At 52.1% G+C, this 16,042-nt stretch carries 17 protein-coding genes and 1 tRNA gene; 6 read left to right on the top strand and 12 right to left on the bottom strand.

Annotation, left to right across the window (positions count from 1 at the left end; genetic code table 11):
• Positions 1–96 precede the first annotated feature (96 nt).
• The gene (locus tag AC52W5_RS10610; RefSeq protein ID WP_107761858.1) at positions 97–720 is read left to right on the top strand and encodes a hypothetical protein; all 624 of its coding nucleotides are present in this window, start codon (positions 97–99) and stop codon (positions 718–720) included.
• A gap of 157 nt (positions 721–877) precedes the next feature.
• On the opposite strand, the gene AC52W5_RS10605 is transcribed toward AC52W5_RS10610, so the two are convergent.
• Positions 878–1,297 (bottom strand): cupin domain-containing protein, encoded by a 420-nt coding sequence (locus tag AC52W5_RS10605; RefSeq protein ID WP_495670966.1) that lies wholly within the window; start codon positions 1,295–1,297, stop codon positions 878–880.
• Between the two features lie 46 nt (positions 1,298–1,343).
• Complete coding sequence (locus AC52W5_RS10600) at positions 1,344–1,796, bottom strand: carboxymuconolactone decarboxylase family protein (protein ID WP_074973419.1); 453 nt, start codon at positions 1,794–1,796, stop codon at positions 1,344–1,346.
• A 553-nt stretch (positions 1,797–2,349) separates the two neighbouring features.
• Here AC52W5_RS10600 and AC52W5_RS10595 point away from each other — a divergent pair.
• Positions 2,350–4,581 (top strand): putative bifunctional diguanylate cyclase/phosphodiesterase, encoded by a 2,232-nt coding sequence (locus tag AC52W5_RS10595; protein ID WP_495670965.1) that lies wholly within the window; start codon positions 2,350–2,352, stop codon positions 4,579–4,581.
• On the opposite strand, the gene ppsR is transcribed toward AC52W5_RS10595, so the two are convergent.
• Positions 4,578–5,426 carry a posphoenolpyruvate synthetase regulatory kinase/phosphorylase PpsR gene (gene ppsR / locus AC52W5_RS10590; RefSeq protein WP_495670964.1) on the bottom strand — a complete coding sequence of 283 codons (849 nt, stop codon included), beginning with the start codon at positions 5,424–5,426 and terminating at the stop codon, positions 4,578–4,580. The genes AC52W5_RS10595 and ppsR overlap by 4 nt on opposite strands.
• A 97-nt stretch (positions 5,427–5,523) precedes the next feature.
• Between ppsR and ppsA the strand changes: the two genes are divergently transcribed.
• Complete coding sequence (ppsA, locus tag AC52W5_RS10585) at positions 5,524–7,911, top strand: phosphoenolpyruvate synthase (protein WP_495670963.1); 2,388 nt, start codon at positions 5,524–5,526, stop codon at positions 7,909–7,911.
• 370 nt (positions 7,912–8,281) lie between these two features.
• Positions 8,282–8,461 (top strand): hypothetical protein, encoded by a 180-nt coding sequence (locus AC52W5_RS10580; protein ID WP_074973411.1) that lies wholly within the window; start codon positions 8,282–8,284, stop codon positions 8,459–8,461.
• Between the two features lie 8 nt (positions 8,462–8,469).
• Here AC52W5_RS10580 and AC52W5_RS10575 read toward each other — a convergent pair whose 3' ends face one another.
• Positions 8,470–8,610 carry a hypothetical protein gene (locus AC52W5_RS10575; protein WP_177219693.1) on the bottom strand — a complete coding sequence of 47 codons (141 nt, stop codon included), beginning with the start codon at positions 8,608–8,610 and terminating at the stop codon, positions 8,470–8,472.
• On the bottom strand, positions 8,607–9,704 hold the full coding sequence (locus tag AC52W5_RS10570) for a sensor histidine kinase (RefSeq protein WP_495670962.1): 1,098 nt from the start codon (positions 9,702–9,704) through the stop codon (positions 8,607–8,609). Before AC52W5_RS10570 ends, AC52W5_RS10575 begins: the two co-directional genes overlap by 4 nt.
• A 333-nt stretch (positions 9,705–10,037) precedes the next feature.
• On the opposite strand from AC52W5_RS10570, the gene AC52W5_RS10565 reads away from it, so the two are divergent.
• Complete coding sequence (locus tag AC52W5_RS10565; protein ID WP_495670961.1) at positions 10,038–10,211, top strand: hypothetical protein; 174 nt, start codon at positions 10,038–10,040, stop codon at positions 10,209–10,211.
• 123 nt (positions 10,212–10,334) lie between these two features.
• Here AC52W5_RS10565 and AC52W5_RS10560 read toward each other — a convergent pair.
• From AC52W5_RS10560 to petA, 6 genes are all read right to left on the bottom strand, one after another.
• Positions 10,335–10,410 (bottom strand) — tRNA-Thr (locus AC52W5_RS10560).
• Between the two features lie 65 nt (positions 10,411–10,475).
• Entirely contained in the window at positions 10,476–10,904 is a 429-nt protein-coding gene (locus AC52W5_RS10555) for a ClpXP protease specificity-enhancing factor (protein WP_074973407.1), read from the bottom strand.
• Positions 10,901–11,500: a glutathione S-transferase N-terminal domain-containing protein gene (locus AC52W5_RS10550; protein WP_074973405.1), complete on the bottom strand. Its 600-nt coding sequence runs from the start codon at positions 11,498–11,500 to the stop codon at positions 10,901–10,903. Before AC52W5_RS10550 ends, AC52W5_RS10555 begins: the two co-directional genes overlap by 4 nt.
• 55 nt (positions 11,501–11,555) lie before the next feature.
• The gene (locus AC52W5_RS10545) at positions 11,556–12,293 is read right to left on the bottom strand and encodes a cytochrome c1 (protein WP_074973404.1); all 738 of its coding nucleotides are present in this window, start codon (positions 12,291–12,293) and stop codon (positions 11,556–11,558) included.
• Complete coding sequence (locus AC52W5_RS10540; protein ID WP_074707774.1) at positions 12,293–13,537, bottom strand: cytochrome b; 1,245 nt, start codon at positions 13,535–13,537, stop codon at positions 12,293–12,295. Before AC52W5_RS10540 ends, AC52W5_RS10545 begins: the two co-directional genes overlap by 1 nt.
• Position 13,538: 1 nt before the next feature.
• On the bottom strand, positions 13,539–14,141 hold the full coding sequence (petA, locus tag AC52W5_RS10535) for a ubiquinol-cytochrome c reductase iron-sulfur subunit (RefSeq protein WP_495670960.1): 603 nt from the start codon (positions 14,139–14,141) through the stop codon (positions 13,539–13,541).
• A gap of 447 nt (positions 14,142–14,588) precedes the next feature.
• Here petA and yacG point away from each other — a divergent pair, with 447 nt between their 5' ends.
• Positions 14,589–14,786 (top strand): DNA gyrase inhibitor YacG, encoded by a 198-nt coding sequence (yacG, locus tag AC52W5_RS10530; protein ID WP_074973402.1) that lies wholly within the window; start codon positions 14,589–14,591, stop codon positions 14,784–14,786.
• A gap of 271 nt (positions 14,787–15,057) precedes the next feature.
• On the opposite strand, the gene AC52W5_RS10525 is transcribed toward yacG, so the two are convergent.
• Positions 15,058–16,035 carry a Nudix family hydrolase gene (locus AC52W5_RS10525; RefSeq protein ID WP_495670959.1) on the bottom strand — a complete coding sequence of 326 codons (978 nt, stop codon included), beginning with the start codon at positions 16,033–16,035 and terminating at the stop codon, positions 15,058–15,060.
• Positions 16,036–16,042: the final 7 nt, after the last annotated feature.

Here is a 16,042-nt window from a genome sequence, read left to right as displayed (position 1 = left end):
CGCTCTGAATCTTACGAAATTCATATCGATATTGATTGGAATCGTATATCGTTCATTATTCGAAATATCCAGCTATCGGATCGGATAGGAGCATGGATGATACTGATCATCAATTTCATTGCGCTGTATGCCTCGTTTTCACTCAATCACATGCTCGCCATTTACTGGGGCGCCGTGCTGCCGGTGCTATATGCCCTTGTTATTGCACCGCACGCCTTGATCGGCAGATCGGATATCCCTCGATTGACGATAACGAAAGTTCTCGCGGTGAAGTGGAACAATGCGGAGGAACTGACCACTTACATTGTGAAATACTGGATGGCTTTGGCATATCCGGTCACTTCGTGGAAAAAGCAGCGCAACAGCCTCGTTTTGTCCCTGACATCATTCTTCCTGGGCGTGGTCTACATTCTCAAGGAGTTGCTCGCCGCGGGGGTGGTGATGTTCGTAGTCGGGTATGTCCTGTATCAGATGAGCGCTCGGGTGGACAGACCGCGAGCGGTGCTTGGTAATCCTGACTTCAGGGACGGTACTGACAATGAATTTGCCAGGAAAGAATGGGAACTGGCTGCAATGTCCATCATCGCGTTTTCGGAGCTATATCCAGATGACAAGGCATTCAAGAAGGCAGCTGATGAGGTGCTGGAAGATAACGATGTGAAATCGATGCTGACGAAATACCGCTATGATTACGGTGCAAGCTGGCTGAACGTTGCATAATTTTCTCCGGGGGCATCCTGAAGCGGGGCTACTCGCGGGAATGAGACCAAGCCGTGCGGCCAGCCAGATCATGGGGCGGTTCTACCGCCGTCTCAACAGGATAGCGGGTAGAACCGTCCTACGGCTGCTCTATCGAATACTCACCCTTTTCATCTCACTATTTGTCGTACGTGACGAGGTTTTTTTCGTTGGTATCGACGACAAAGACAGCCAGCAGGCGTGCGGGCTGAGTCTTGCTGTTATTTGCACTGACGGCATGATGATCGCCCGGCAGTTCAGCGAAGTTCTCGCCGGCGCGATAAACCTTTTCCGGACCATCATTGACTTTGCTACGAATTTCTCCTTCCAGGACCGTTGCATAGATGAAAGCCGACTTTGGATGAGTATGGGCGGGCGATGAACCTCCGGGCTCGTATTCGACAAGCACGCCTTTCATGCTTTTGCCAGGCACGTTCGGAAGGGCATGATCAAAGGCCAGCGTTACCTTGGACTCATCAGCAGGCAGGTTATCGGCTGAAGCTACGCTTATGGAGAGAGCTGCGAAGGCAATCCCGCAGAGAAGTCTGGTAAACATCATGCCTCCTTTCGTTGATAGAAATTAGTGGAGAATTTGTTAGTCATGCTCATGGCTTCACAGGATAACGGCTGGAAATGGCAATGCGATTCCAGGCATTGATGACTACCGAAAGCCACTCGACAGCCGATATTTCATCTTTTGACAGATTGGTTGCTGCTTGTTCATAGATGGCATCCGGCACTTGCCCCTCAGAGATCAGTGTAATTGCTTCTACCAGCGCCAATGATGAACGTTCCTTTTCGGTAAAATACCCGGTCTCCCGCCAGGCTGGCAGGACACTTATGCGATCGCTTGACTCGCCACTGGATAGAGCGTCGTGAGTATGCATCCTGATACAGAATGCGCACTGGTTGAGTTGGGATGCACGAAGGCGCAACAGATGTGCAAAGCCATCCGGGATGCTTGCGGAAGCAGCAGCCTCCGCTGCCAGCTTCTCAAGGCCCATGATTGCCTGGTAAAGGGCTGGAGCGGATTTGCCAAGATTGATTCTTTCTGACATAAAATCTCCTCCCCTGTATGTACCGGCCCACGAATAAGCTCTCGGCCGGACGGATTCGCAGTGATGGGTTCGGCGTGGCGAACCTTTAAGATCGACAAACGTCGAACTCGTCCTTGTCAAGCTCCCTCCTCGTGAAGCGAGACAGATTCCCGACGCTCATCGCTGCCCGCCGGCACCCGCTCCATATCCTCCGCCTGATTATCTCCAGTAAAAGTTTGATAGTGGATCGTCTAATGACACGGCATTTCGCCTTTCATTTCAATTTATAGATGAAGATAAAGAAAAGGCAAATCAGTACTGGACGAGCATTTGGAATGGACACGGCAACTCGACCCAATTCAACACACCATAAAGCGATATACGATGAACCAGGCCTTCCGTTGATGTTCCTTTCAAGGTTCACGGTTTTTTGCCGATAAAGACTTTAGTAACCTCCCGTTACCGTCGTCAGTAACCCATAACGCCAGTTCATGCTTCTCGTGCACGCTTCCGATGCCGCACGAAGGGGCCTCTTTCAACTCCAGATATTTGTTTACTGAAAAGATGGAGGTTTATGAGAATAAGTTCTTTTACCAAACTGTTTGCCACTGTTCTGATACTGCTTCTCCTGACAATTGGAGCAATGGCTTTCCAGGCGCTGAATATCCAGGATGACATCGTTGTGACCCAGAACTGGACGCAGTCAAAATTGAATGAGGCGTTAGGTCACCTGCATCGGAATATGCTGATGATGGTCGCGCTCACTGTTACCACGCTGCTTTCTGTCGTCGTTGCTATTGTCTATACACGCCGCACAATCTTGCTTCCACTCGCTCAACTTCATGAAGAGGCGAAAAGTATTGCCGAGGGAGCTTATCAAGCCTGCTGCGGCATTGATACAAGCAATGAATTGGCGGAGTTGGGGGCAATGTTCAATTCCATGGCTGTGACAATCGAAAAGGATATCGCTACACGCCGCGCACTTGAAGAATTCATGCAGCAGGCCACAGCAATATTTGAAAACAGCAGCGAGGCAGTGATGATAACCGATGCTGAAAATATCATTGTCAGCGTGAATCCTGCCTTCACGAAGGTAACCGGTTACCGGCCCGACGAAGCGGTGGGAAAAAACTGGGATTTGCTGGAAACCAGCATGAAAGGACAGCCTTTCTTTTTAACAGTTAAAAATTCACTTGACACTACCGGCCGTTGGGAGGGGGAAATGACGAGCTGGCGCAAGAACAGGGAAGCTTATGTTGAATGGCGCAGGGTGAATGCCATTTACCGTGACGGCGGCTCCATCCATGGATGGATAACCTTGTTCTCGGATATCACTCCCGAGAAGAAATCGGAGGAATTGATCTGGCAGCAGACCAATTTCGATCACCTGACGGATTTGCCTAATCGCCATATGTTTCACAATCGACTGGAACAGGAAATCAGGAAAGTGGATCGCCTCGGATCATCGCTGGCATTGATTCTCCTGGACCTCGACAACTTCAAGGAGGTCAACGACACCTACGGGCATAACAGCGGGAATGTTTTGCTCAAGGAAGCGTCGTGGCGCCTCAATAGCTGTGTGCGCGGCACTGATACAGTAGCACGAATGGGTGGCGATGAATTCACTGTGATTCTCGCCCCATTAAAAAGCCTGATCAGTATCAATCGCGTCATTCGGGATATCCTGTATAAAATGGCAATGCCATTCCAGTTAGGGGATAAGACCGCCTATATATCGGCCAGTATCGGTGTGACTTTTTATCCTCATGATGCCACTGATCCCGAATCCCTGGTGCGGAATGCCGACCAGGCAATGTATGCTGCAAAGAATAAAGGCCGCAACTGCTTCAACTATTTCACTCCTACGCTGAATGAGGCTGCTCAAAACCGAATGCGCGTGGCGAGCGATTTGCGCGGCGCACTCGCCGACCACCAGCTTCAATTGTACTATCAGCCCATTGTCGAGCTTTCAACGAGCCAAATTCACAAGGCCGAAGCATTGCTTCGTTGGCATCATCCAGAACTCGGGTTGATCAATCCTGCCGATTTTGTTTCAATCGCCGAAGAAACCCGAATGATCGTCGATATCGGTAACTGGGTGTTCCAGAAGGCGTTACAGCAAGTTGCTGCATGGCGCGTGTCCTACTTTCCTCAATTCCAGATCAGCATTAACACTTCTGCCGTGCAGTTTCGAAAGGATGTGGATCTGTTCAGCTCATGGCTTGGTTTGCTACGCGAGATGAGACTGCCCGGCCAGAGTATCGCCATCGAGATTACTGAAAGGTTGCTGATGGACACCACCTGCGATGTCAGGTCTAAGCTCCGCGGTTTTCGGGAGGCGGGCCTGCAAGTTTCCCTGGATGATTTCGGGACGGGTTATTCGTCTCTGGGATATCTTAAAAGATTTGATATTGATTACCTCAAGATAGACCAGACCTTTGTGCAAAACCTCGCCCCGGATTCAGAGGATTTAGCGTTATGCGAAGCGATCATCGTCATGGCGCATAAACTGGGGATAAAGGTGATCGCCGAAGGGATAGAGACAATGGAACAACGTGACCTGCTTACTCTCGTCGGCTGCGATTACGGGCAAGGCAACCTGTTTTCCAAAGCAGTGCCTGCAAAGGGCTTCGAGAACGGCATAACGGAACAGGAAGAAGTATCGGATATGTCATTGAGGATCAAGAACAACAATGGGCGCGAAGACAGCGTTCGCACCGGTTCGAGCAGAGTGCTGCTGCCGTATAACGACACAACTCAGCCCTCTGTCTTCACTGCCCGGGGCGCTTTGAGGCCTCCGGGTTAATAAATCTTCCGTTCGAGTTTTGCTTCGTGCAGTACCGCGGTCGCTAGTTCTTCGATGGATTTGCTGGTCGCGTCGAGATAGGGGATTCCTGCGCGGCGCATCAGCTTTTCCGCGCTCTGCACCTCATACTCGCAGTTCCCGAGGGAAGCGTACACGCTCTCCGGCTTGCGTTCGCTGCGTATCTCATGGAGTCGCTCAGGATGAATGGTAAAGCCGAACAGCTTGCTTTGCGGATTCCTGATCTGGGCAGGAAGCTCTCCGCGCTGGAAATCCTCGGGAATAAGGGGGTAGTTTGCCGCATAAATTCCATATTGCAAGGCGAGATAGAGACAAGTCGGCGTCTTGCCGGTACGGGAAACGCCTACCAGGGTAACATCGGCCCGGTTCCAGTCTTTCTGCGACAAGCCATCGTCATGCTTCAGAGCGTAATTTATTGCGTCGATGCGCTTCCAGTACCCGGTTGGATCGGAAACACGATGAGAACGCCCCATGTTTTCCGACGAACGCAGGCCCAGCTCAGTTTCCAGTGGAGCAATAAAAATGCTGAAGCAATCGAGATGCAGAGCGTCGGCGGAATTGATAATAAGCCTGGTTTCGGGATTCACCAACGTACTAAACACCACTGGGCGCGCGCCGTCCGCGATGCACTGCTCATTGATCGTCCGGACGACCGAAGTGGCTTTTGCCCTGCTGTCAATGTAGGGTAGGGTGATCTCATCCAGGGGAATATTTTCGAATTGACTGAGCAGGCTATGTCCCAGCATTTCCACCGTAATCCCGGTACGGTCTGAAAGAAAGAAGGCAGTTCGACGAGTCGGTTTGGGGGTAATCGGCATGATCGGCATGGTTATGAGAAACTATCGATGATTTCCGGGTGGAAATTCCGCTTGAAAATGTAGCACAATTCTTCTTTGGCCATCATTTGCACAATCAGGAGTCAAAATGGACGAGTCGCCCTATATAGCCTGGTTTGACACTCTGCGCATGACGGATGTGGGGCGCGTCGGCGGCAAAAACGCCTCCCTTGGCGAGATGATCAGCCAACTGACCGGGATGGGAGTCCGGGTTCCCGGCGGTTTTGCAACTACTGCCGATGCCTATCGCGATTTCCTGGCTCAGGATGGGCTCGCACAGCGTATCGAGCAGACCCTCGCTGAACTTGATATAGAAGATGTTCAAGCACTGGCTGCGGCAGGCACACAAATTCGCTCCTGGATAGTGCAAGCATCATTCCCATCTCGTCTGGAAAATGAAATTTCTGCTGCTTACGAGAAAATGCTGGGCGAGGCGGAAGGGGAAATTTCGGTAGCGGTGCGTTCTTCGGCCACTGCCGAGGATCTGGTGGATGCGTCGTTTGCCGGGCAGCAGGAGACTTATCTCAATGTCCAGGGACTGGATAATCTTCTGAAAGCGGTCAAGGATGTCTTCGCTTCCCTCTACAACGACCGTGCCATCTCTTATCGTGTGCATAAAGGTTTCATTCATTCCGAAGTCGCGCTTTCGGCCGGAATACAGAGGATGGTGCGCAGCGACATCAGTGCCGCGGGAGTGATTTTTACACTGGATACCGAATCCGGTTTTGACAAGGTGGTTTTCATCACCGCCTCCTATGGGCTGGGTGAAACCGTCGTCCAGGGCGCAGTCAATCCCGACGAGTTCTACGTCTACAAACTGGCATTAATGCAGGGAAGACCAGCCATTCTGCGGCGTAACCTGGGCTCGAAACTCATCAAGATGCGGTTTGCTGAAGGGCGCGGCGCTGCCCGGGCGGTTGAGACAGTGGATGTGGAAGAGGGGGATCGTAAACGATTCTCCATTAACGATGCAGATGTGGAAGAGCTGGCCCGTCATGCTCTTGTGATTGAGCGGCATTATCAAAGACCGATGGATATCGAGTGGGGCAAGGATGGTGCGGACGGCAAGCTCTATATTCTGCAGGCCCGGCCGGAGACAGTGCAGGCGCACGCCGCGATGGATACATTGCGGCGCTATCGCCTGAAGGACAAATCCGCGATCCTCGTGTCAGGGCGCGCCATCGGCCAGAAAATAGGGAGCGGACCGGTGCGCCTGGTTCCGGACGCGCAGGAAATGTCGCGGGTACGCGAGGGTGACGTGCTGGTAACCGATATGACCGATCCTGACTGGGAGCCGGTAATGAAAAGGGCTGCCGCCATCGTTACCAATCGCGGAGGACGAACCTGCCATGCGGCAATTGTTGCGCGTGAGTTGGGGATTCCCGCTGTAGTCGGCTGCGGCAATGCCACCGACTTGCTGAGGGAGAATGAGATTGTCACCGTATCCTGCACCGAAGGGGATACCGGCAATATTTATCAGGGGAAGCTGGAAGTCGAGGTGACCGACCTCGCGCTCGAAAGCATGCCGAAGGCTCCGGTCAAGATCAGTATGAATGTCGGCAACCCCGAGCTTGCCTTCGGGTTTCAACGCATTCCCAACCATGGAGTGGGGCTGGCGCGGCTTGAGTTCATCATTGCGCGCATGATCGGCCTGCACCCAAAAGCAGTGCTGCAATTTGCCAGCCTTTCGCAAGACGTGAAGCAGCAGGTCGAAGCCCAAAGCAGCGGTTACGCCGACCCCGTCAGTTTTTACGTGGAAAAGCTTACCGAGGGGATCGCCACCCTGGGCGCTGCCTTTTTTCCGAAACCGGTAATCGTGCGGATGTCCGATTTCAAATCCAACGAATACTCCAGCCTCATCGGTGGCCATCACTATGAGCCCAAAGAGGAAAACCCGATGCTCGGCTTTCGCGGCGCTTCACGCTACGTGGCGGATGAATTCAGGGACTGTTTCGAGCTGGAATGCCGGGCGCTGAAGAAAGCACGCGACGAAATGGGTCTGACCAACCTGGAAATCATGATTCCGTTTGTGCGGACACTGGCCGAGGCCCGAGGTGTGGTGGAACTGCTATCGGAAAACGGCTTGAAGCGTGGTGAGAATGGACTGCGCCTGATCATGATGTGCGAGATCCCGTCCAACGCATTGTTGGCAGAACAGTTTCTGGAGTATTTTGACGGTTTCTCGATCGGCTCCAACGATCTTACCCAACTCACCCTCGGACTGGACCGTGATTCTAGCCTCGTTGCAGAAGCCTTCGACGAACGCGATCCGGCGGTAAAAATGCTTCTGAGCATGGCTATTCAAGCATGCCGTAAAACCGGTAAATATGTCGGAATCTGTGGACAGGGGCCTTCCGATCACCCTGACCTCGCACGATGGCTGATGGAAGAGGGCATTGAAAGCCTGTCGCTTAATCCCGATACCGTCATGGATACCTGGTTATATCTGGCGAAGGAGGCAAAAAAACAGTTATAGTCAAAGAATCCCGTCGAGTTCGAAATTTGTCAATCATCTGCCGGTAGGCGACTTTCAGGCAGGCGACTTTCACTGTCATAGATTCGACACATCGTTATGAGAACATTGATGCCGGTGTTAGCATTTACCCCTTATGTGAACACCCTCGGTCTATCCTCTCCCTTAAGACCTAGGCCCAGATACGGTCAATCTCCGTTCTGGGCTTTTTTCTTTTCCATGATATGACATTCCACTAATTGCAAAGAGAAGGGGTGAAATGAAGTGATAAAGCGACCAACTTTCGAGGAGATGAGGGATGTGGCGAAGGATGTAGCGAATCCTTGTATTCAGAGATTCGTTGCAACAGGTACCTTGGTGAAGGAGATAAGAAATGTCGGTAACTTCGGATGCAAAAAGAATGTTTGTGGAAAATCTGAACACGTTTGGCGATAAGGAAACTCAGCCGGAAAAATACAATCTTTATCTCGGCCTTATTTATCTGACGGCGTCAGTGGAGCAGATTCAGCAGGAGTTGGAGGAAATCAAGCGGCAAATAGCCAAGAGGAATTAAGGCGACACCTACAGGAGTTGAACGGTCCTCGTCCCCCATTCGCCTTGGTTTTTCCCCCCGCTCACACTGAGCTTGTCGAAGGGCCAGTCGGGAAACCACGTGAAATAGGGGGAAACGATCAGATTGGTATCGAAGTTATTACAAGTCATTCTGGCTTCTGCGAGGGTTGCAGAGCATTTTGATAGGGCCTTGCATCCACCGGAATATCTATCGTGAAGGTTGTGCCACGATAAGGTGAGCTATCGACTGCGACGCTTCCACCATGGCTCTCCGCAACGCTTCGCACATACGGCAAGCCAATACCCCAGCCCTCCTTGTTTCCTCTTTTTGCGGCCTCTGCCCTTCCGAATACCTGAAATATACTCTCGATTTGTTCAGGCGGGATGGATTCTCCTTCATTGTGCGCAGACAGTAGCATACGCTCGTTTTGTGAAGCAATCTTGATTCGAACAGGCGTATCGGGAGAGCCATATTTCACCGCATTTCCAATAATATTTTCCACTGCCCGTTTGATTGCCTCTCGATCCCACCATCCTACAATAGAAGCGCTGATCAGCGGAAAGCGTGCCCCATGAATGGCAGTGAAATTGTCGAGTACTTCCTTCAGGACTTCCTGTATGTCGAATTCCTCGAGCCGCAGGTGCAATCGTTCTCCCATCTGGAATTTTATCGAGTCGAGCAAATCGCGAATCATTCCATCCATCCGGCTCAAGTTGCTCATGATTCCTTCCGCGAATTCCTTTATCTTGGTCAAATCGGAATTGGATTTGATGAGTTGAGCGGCAAGGTAGGCATTTGATAATGGATTTCTCAGGTCGTGAGCAAGTGTTGCAACAAATCTTTCCTGTAGCGCTGCCTGAGTCAAGGCGAAGGCATTGACGGACTCACGGATTGATCCATCGATAGAAGCATTGATAATGTAAATTTCACGATCATTGAGGTGTACGTCATTCATCTTTAGAACATCAAAGATTGTCCACCGCAGTTGCTGATATTCCGCGATTACTGAGTGCGCGTTATAGCTTGTAAGGCGCGCGCGCTCCCCACCGTGCTCCGCGGCTACCGTAGTACCCTCATTTCCTGTTGCTCTCGGATAATCAGGCGTAATAGCTTCGGCGAGGTTATCGTACAGGGCTGGAAAGGTATTGATGATGATCGGGTTGGGTAAATGCTCGGCTTCCTTAATGCTGTTTCGAACCCTTTTTACCCATTCCGAAAGTACTTTATCTCGAAGCTCGAGCATTCTTCGAGCAGTTGGGGAAAGTTTCTCAGGATTGATATTTTGATCACTTGCCAGAGTCACGATAAACACCCTTTTTTATTGATGAGGAGGGAAGCAATATGATTTTGAGCCTTGAGAAGATAACCAAGAAGAGGTGGTGAGTGACGGGTCGGAGCATTTACCATGTTGGGGAAGTATTACATGTGAGGGGCGTGACTGCAAAGCTTCAGCTATCTGGTCATGTTATTGTTGCGGAGGGGAAGCTATTTGGGGTTATGGAATCCCGGCTTGAACGGGTATAAATCTAAATCAGACGGGGGAAACCCCGCCTTTTTGTTTTATAGGAACGAAACGATGAGAAGAATAATTGAAGCTTTCATACTGGTGGCTGCCATGAGCAGTGAAGCCACTGCCTACCAGGCTTATCCAACATGGAAGACGAGTGGAACCGTAAGCGACAGTTATCGGAAGTGCAACGGATCGAGCAGGGTGCCAGACGCTGCCAGTCGGGAATTGCCGACTGCTTAATACAACTCGAACGTCAGAATAGAATTGAGCAGAGAGATAAGGAATTGCGTCACCGCCAGCTGAAAGTGGGACGGTACAGGTCGGAGTGGCGTTAAATCTGCTACCTGAATGCTAAGTAACTGTTGGTGCCGACACCAAGAGTCGAACTCGGGACCTTCTGATTACAAATCAGCTGCTCTACCAACTGAGCTATGCCGGCGTGGATGCAATTATAGAGATTGGGAAGGAGGAGAGCAAACCGGTAATACGGGTGACAGGTCGAACTTACTTGACTACCTGAAGCCGACGGTTCTTGGTGGCCTTGGCAGGTGACTGATGCGATGAGGGTTGGGGCTCATCGGGTTCTTTACCGGCAGTCTCATCCTGCGAGGCATCCGATTCCACCTCGGGTGGAAAAATCATGCCGCGCGCAGTTTCTTTGGCGAATATTCCCTGGACTGTCGTCACAGGAATGGAGATTTCACGCGAGACACCGGCAAACCGCGCCGAGAACTGTATCACTTCATTTCCAAGCGTGAGGTGGTGCGCAGCGTCGTGGCTGATGTTGAGAATAATCTCGCCATTCTTTATATGTTCGTCCGGTACCCGGGTGTTGTCATCCACTTTAACCGAGATGTAGGGCGTATAGCCGCAGTCCGAGCACCACTCATAAATGGCGCGAATCAGATAAGGCTTGGTAGAAAGCTCTCTCATTTGCGCATGGCCTTTTCAGAGGCTGTGAGCGCATCAATGAATGCCGGTCTGCTGAACAGGCGCTCGGCAAATTTCAGCAGGGGCGCAGCTTGCTTGGGTAGCTGAATGCCATAATACTCGAGCCGCCACAGCAGTGGTGCAATGGCGACATCGAGCATGGAAAATTCGTCCCCCAGCATATGTTTCTGTTTGGCAAAGACAGGGGCGATCAGCGTCAGGTTGTCGCGAATCGTTGCGCGAGCTTTTTCCGCTGCTTTCGGGTTGCCGTTCTCCACCGCTTCGAGATGACAGAAAAGTTCCTGTTCAAAGCGGTGAAGAAACAGGCGCGCCCGCGCCCGCATCACAGGGTCTGCGGGCATCAGCTGCGGGTGAGGGAAGCGGTCGTCAATATACTCGTTGATGATATTGGACTCGTACAGGACGAGGTCGCGCTCTACCAGGACGGGGACGCGACCATAAGGGCTCATCACTGCCAGATCTTCAGGCCTGTTGTGCAGGTCGACATCAATGATCTGAAAATCCATACCTTTTTCGTACAGCACGATCCGGCAGCGATGGCTGTACGGACAGGTAGTGGCTGAGTACAAGGTCATCATGACCAGTTATTTCCCAACGGTATCAAATCGGCAGCTTTCCAGATAATGATCAATCTCAATGAACGTCCTTCCAGTATTCCTTCTTGAGGGCGTAGGTCAGTACCAGCATGAGAAACAGGAAGAGCATCACGATGATTCCGATCTGCACGCGCTTGTTGGCCGCAGGCTCGCCCAGGTAAACCAGGAAATTCACCAGATCAGCAACGTATGCGTCGTATTCCGTCTTGGAAAGCGATCCCGGTTTCGCGAGTGTCAATTCCTTTATTTCATGTGTACCGCCGTGGCCGTCATCCTCTGACTTTACGTCGAGGATTTGCTCTCCTTGCAACTCGTACAGCACATGGGGCATGGCGGCCTTGTCGAATACAAGGTTATTCCAGCCGGTTGCAGTGCTGTCATCCCGATAAAATTTCCGCAGGTAGGTATAAAGCCAGTCGGGACCACGGGAGCGGGCAATGACGGAGAGATCAGGCGGAGCTACGCCGAACCATTGCTTTGCTTCTTTCTTTGGCATCGCCACCGTCATGAGTTCGCCGACTTTCTGACCTGTGAATATGAGGTTTTCACTGATCTGCGACTCGGTAAGGCCGAGATCGCGCAGGCGGTTATAACGCATGAATTCCGCGCTGTGGCAGGACAGGCAGTAATTGACAAAAGTCTTTGCACCCCGCTGCAGGGAAGCCATGTCCCTCGGCTTGATGGGCGCCGTATCAAGTGTTACTGCCGACTCGCTTGCAAATGCGACAAGTGGAGCCAGACAAAAAACAAATACGATGCTTTTAAGGTTTCTCATTATCTCACCCTGGTCGGTTCAGGCTTGGTTTTATCGATCTTGCTGTACCACGGCATGAGAATGAAAAAAGCGAAATAGATTACCGTGAATATCTGCGCGAGCAACGTGTAGAGGGGTGTGGGCGACTTCGTGCCCAGCCAACCAAGCACAAGGACGCTGATGACAAAAAGTGTAAGGGCAAACTTGAAAATTGGCCCCTTATACCGGATGGATTTCACCGGACTGCGATCGAGCCAAGGCAACAGGGCAAAGATCGCGACGGAGCCGCCCATCAGCACGATGCCCCAGAGCTTGGCATCTATCCAGAGAAAGTTGACTGTAACTGCCCTCAGCATCGAATAGTATGGGGTGAAATACCATACCGGTGCGATGTGGTCGGGAGTCTGCAGCGTGTTGGCGGGAATGAAATTATTGTATTCCAGGAAGTAACCGCCCATTTCCGGCATGAAGAATATGATGCCGGTAAACACGATCAGGAACACGACGACGCCGAAAATATCCTTTACCGAATAATAGGGATGGAAGGGAATGCCATCCACGGGGATATGCGTCACGGGGTCCTTGTTGGCCTTGATTTCGATCCCGTCCGGATTGTTCGAACCTACTTCATGCAGCGCCAGAATATGGACGATCACCAGCACCACCAGCAGGCCGGGCAGGGTCACCACGTGATAGGCAAAGAAACGGTTGAGCGCCGCATCCGAGAGCATGAAGTCGCCCAGAATCCAGTTCGACAGCGTCTGGCCGACCACCGGGATCGCGCCGATCATGCTGATGATCACCTGCGCGCCCCAGTATGACATCTGCCCCCAAGGCAGAATATAGCCGGTGAATGCCAGCATCATGAGGACGAAAAAGATGCCCATGCCGATGACCCAGAGAAGCTCGCGCGGTTTGCGATAGGAGCCATACATCATTCCGCGGAACATGTGCAGGTAGACGACCACGAAGAACATCGAGGCGCCGGTGGAATGCATGTAACGGATAATCCAGCCATAATTCACGTCACGCATGATATATTCCACCGAGGCGAATGCCATACTGGCATCCGGCTTGTAGTTCATCGTGAGGAAAATACCGGTGAGAAGCTGGTTCACCAGCACGAGCATGGCAAGTGAACCGAAGTAGTACCAGAAATTGAAGTTCTTCGGCGCATAGTACTCGCTTAGATGCGCCCTCCAGTTGGCTGTCAACGGAAATCGGGCGTCGATCCAGCCGATCATTGCCTCCAGTCGCTTGCTCATTTTATGCAGACTCCTTATCAGACCCGACCAGCAGGCGCGTGTCGCTCAAATACATGTGGGGTGGGACAACCAGGTTAGTGGGTGCCGGAACTGCCTTATACACACGTCCTGCGAGGTCGAACTTGGAGCCATGGCACGGACAGAAAAAACCGCCGAGCCAGTCGGGGCCGAGGTCTGCGGGCGCAACGTCCTTTCGGAATACCGGGGAGCAGCCCAGATGGGTGCAGACCCCTTCAACCACGAGAACGGCGGGCTTGATCGAACGGGTTTCATTCTGAGCGTATTTCGGTTGCTGATTCTTTTCAGATTTTGGGTCGGCAACCTGGTTGTCGAGCTTCGGCAATGTCGCTAACATATCCTGAGTGCGGTTCAGAACCCACACCACCTTGCCGCGCCATTCCACCAGAAGCAGCATGCCCGGCTCGACCTTGCTGATATCCACTTCGACTGGTGCCCCGGCCGCCTTGGCGCGTTCGCTGGGCATCATACTCATTACGAAGGGAGTCGCTACCGCAACAGTCGCGATCCCGCCGGCAACAGAAGTCGCGGCCAGGAGAAAACGCCTCCTGCTGTTCATACCTTCTTTTTTTTCAATATCCGCCATATTTGCAGTCCCGTTTTCCGATTTGGACTTCCAGAAAAATTCATAAAAAAACTTAACCATTTTACCATGATACGTATTGGAAAATAAATATTGATTGCAAGATGATTTGAGTGGGCAAAGCGGGGAGATTCAAAATTATCTATTTATAATCAATCGGATATGACAAGATTGTTACCGATGTGTGTCTCCGTCGGTTGAAATGGCTCCAAGTGAAGTAGTCCCGGATTTGAAGCCTTTGAAAGATCAAACAGGCGGGCCAAACAGCCAGCCTTGCAACTATAATGTTTTGATTATGGAAAACCTGTGGCGCAAAGTGATGCTTCAGTCGATCTGCGCGAGATAATGGGTGTGAGGGAGGGCAGGACCGTTAGAAGGATGACGGGAACGGAAAAGAGGCGGCAGCCATAACAGAACAACTGGAGATCATGCGATGACTATGAGGCCTGTATGAAACGACCTGTTGTCAATTGTCCGCAGTGCGGCAAGAGTATCGTCTGGGATAACAGCAACCCTTTTCGCCCGTTTTGTTCGGAACGTTGCAAGCTGATCGACCTGGGGCAGTGGGCGGCGGAATCCTATCGTATTCCGGATACGGGAAAGGATTCGGAAAAACAGGAGAGCGATCCGTCAGGAAGCGAGAAATAGGGGTAGGGGCGACCAGGTTGCCAAGGTGTTCGGCGGTTTCCTATTGAGTCGGCGAGCGGGCAGTGCAAACGTCATATCGGCAGAAACCGGTATGACGTTCAAAGCACGCCATTATTGGTTGGGGCTGGATTCCGGTTCACTGGATTCCAGCTCAGGACCGGAATGACGAGATTCATAGTATTTTCTGGCCAGATCAAGAGATTAATGGCGGACTGTCTTTCGCACCTCGTCCTGAAAAACATCATCGTGTCGCGGAAGCGGTTCGGGTTTTTCAGGCCTTCTGCCCGGTGTCGCGCACCTGCCCAACGCCGCGCATCAGGGCGATGCCGTGGGCACCATGTTCCCAGGCAATGGCAAGATCCTCGCTCCGCAGTCCACCCAGCGCATATACAGGGATGGAGCTGCCGTGGATGAGCCTGGCAAACTTCCGCCAACCCAGCGGAGGAGAATCAGGATGACTCGATGTCGGCAGTACGGGAGCCAGAACGGCGAAATCCATTTCCAGTTGCTCGGCCTGGAAAAGCTCCTCGGCATTGTGGCAGGAGGCTCCGCACCATTCCACATCGGGTCGCTTCGAAAGATTCATCAGGTCAGCCGATGTAAAATGAATTCCATCCATGCCGAATTCATGGCAGAGGCTGGCGTTACCCGTACCACTGTTCACGAGGATGCGGGCGCCGAAATGATGGACCAGTGCAGTCACTTCACGGGTAAAGGCATCCAGCGCTTTGCCCTGTATTCCTTTTTCACGTAGCTGCACCAGCCGCAGTCCTTCCTGGAGGGCGATCTCGATTCGGGCTGCTGCAACCTTTGGTCCCCACTCCGCGACATTCGTAATCCCATAAACGGGGGGCAGGTCAAGTGCACGCAATACGGGTGCGTTGGCAGGAAGCAATGGTTCTACAGAGACATTGCCCGCAAACTGCCACGACAGCTCCTGGTCTTCATACGGATGAGGCTCGCCATGCCACTCCAGCACACGATAAAAGTGAAGCCGTACGGTTGCATGAGGGTAGGTAAATGTGCGAATTATCCAGGGGTACGCATGCTTGACATGTATGCCCAATTCTTCCAGCAGTTCGCGCTTGAGTGCGTGCAGCAGTGGCTCGCCCGCATCGGCCTTGCCACCCGGAAACTCCCAGTAGCCGGCATAGGGTTTGCCTTCTGGCCGGCAGGCTAAAAGAAAGGAACCGTCGCTCCGGGTGATGACGGCGGCAGCAACTTCCACGATAGAGGGAGCAGGAAGCATGAAGAGG

The organism is Nitrosospira sp. CT, assembly GCF_059489795.1.
The sequence above is the reverse complement of the archived record's forward strand: the minus strand, read 5'-3'. Positions and strand labels throughout refer to the sequence as shown.

Excerpts from the sequence above, each read along its gene's own strand:
- ppsA (WP_495670963.1), top strand. The coding sequence starts at position 5,524 with ATGGACGAGTCGCCCTATATAGCCTGGTTTGACACTCTGCGCATGACG.
- ppsR (WP_495670964.1), bottom strand. The coding sequence starts at position 5,426 with ATGCCGATCATGCCGATTACCCCCAAACCGACTCGTCGAACTGCCTTC.
- AC52W5_RS10565 (WP_495670961.1), top strand. The coding sequence starts at position 10,038 with ATGAGAAGAATAATTGAAGCTTTCATACTGGTGGCTGCCATGAGCAGT.
- yacG (WP_074973402.1), top strand. The coding sequence starts at position 14,589 with ATGAAACGACCTGTTGTCAATTGTCCGCAGTGCGGCAAGAGTATCGTC.
- AC52W5_RS10525 (WP_495670959.1), bottom strand. The coding sequence starts at position 16,035 with ATGCTTCCTGCTCCCTCTATCGTGGAAGTTGCTGCCGCCGTCATCACC.
- AC52W5_RS10580 (WP_074973411.1), top strand. The coding sequence starts at position 8,282 with ATGTCGGTAACTTCGGATGCAAAAAGAATGTTTGTGGAAAATCTGAAC.
- AC52W5_RS10570 (WP_495670962.1), bottom strand. The coding sequence starts at position 9,704 with ATGCTCGAGCTTCGAGATAAAGTACTTTCGGAATGGGTAAAAAGGGTT.
- AC52W5_RS10595 (WP_495670965.1), top strand. The coding sequence starts at position 2,350 with ATGAGAATAAGTTCTTTTACCAAACTGTTTGCCACTGTTCTGATACTG.
- petA (WP_495670960.1), bottom strand. The coding sequence starts at position 14,141 with ATGGCGGATATTGAAAAAAAAGAAGGTATGAACAGCAGGAGGCGTTTT.
- AC52W5_RS10545 (WP_074973404.1), bottom strand. The coding sequence starts at position 12,293 with ATGAGAAACCTTAAAAGCATCGTATTTGTTTTTTGTCTGGCTCCACTT.
- AC52W5_RS10600 (WP_074973419.1), bottom strand. The coding sequence starts at position 1,796 with ATGTCAGAAAGAATCAATCTTGGCAAATCCGCTCCAGCCCTTTACCAG.
- AC52W5_RS10605 (WP_495670966.1), bottom strand. The coding sequence starts at position 1,297 with ATGATGTTTACCAGACTTCTCTGCGGGATTGCCTTCGCAGCTCTCTCC.
- AC52W5_RS10555 (WP_074973407.1), bottom strand. The coding sequence starts at position 10,904 with ATGAGAGAGCTTTCTACCAAGCCTTATCTGATTCGCGCCATTTATGAG.
- AC52W5_RS10540 (WP_074707774.1), bottom strand. The coding sequence starts at position 13,537 with ATGAGCAAGCGACTGGAGGCAATGATCGGCTGGATCGACGCCCGATTT.
- AC52W5_RS10575 (WP_177219693.1), bottom strand. The coding sequence starts at position 8,610 with ATGACTTGTAATAACTTCGATACCAATCTGATCGTTTCCCCCTATTTC.
- AC52W5_RS10610 (WP_107761858.1), top strand. The coding sequence starts at position 97 with ATGATACTGATCATCAATTTCATTGCGCTGTATGCCTCGTTTTCACTC.
- AC52W5_RS10550 (WP_074973405.1), bottom strand. The coding sequence starts at position 11,500 with ATGATGACCTTGTACTCAGCCACTACCTGTCCGTACAGCCATCGCTGC.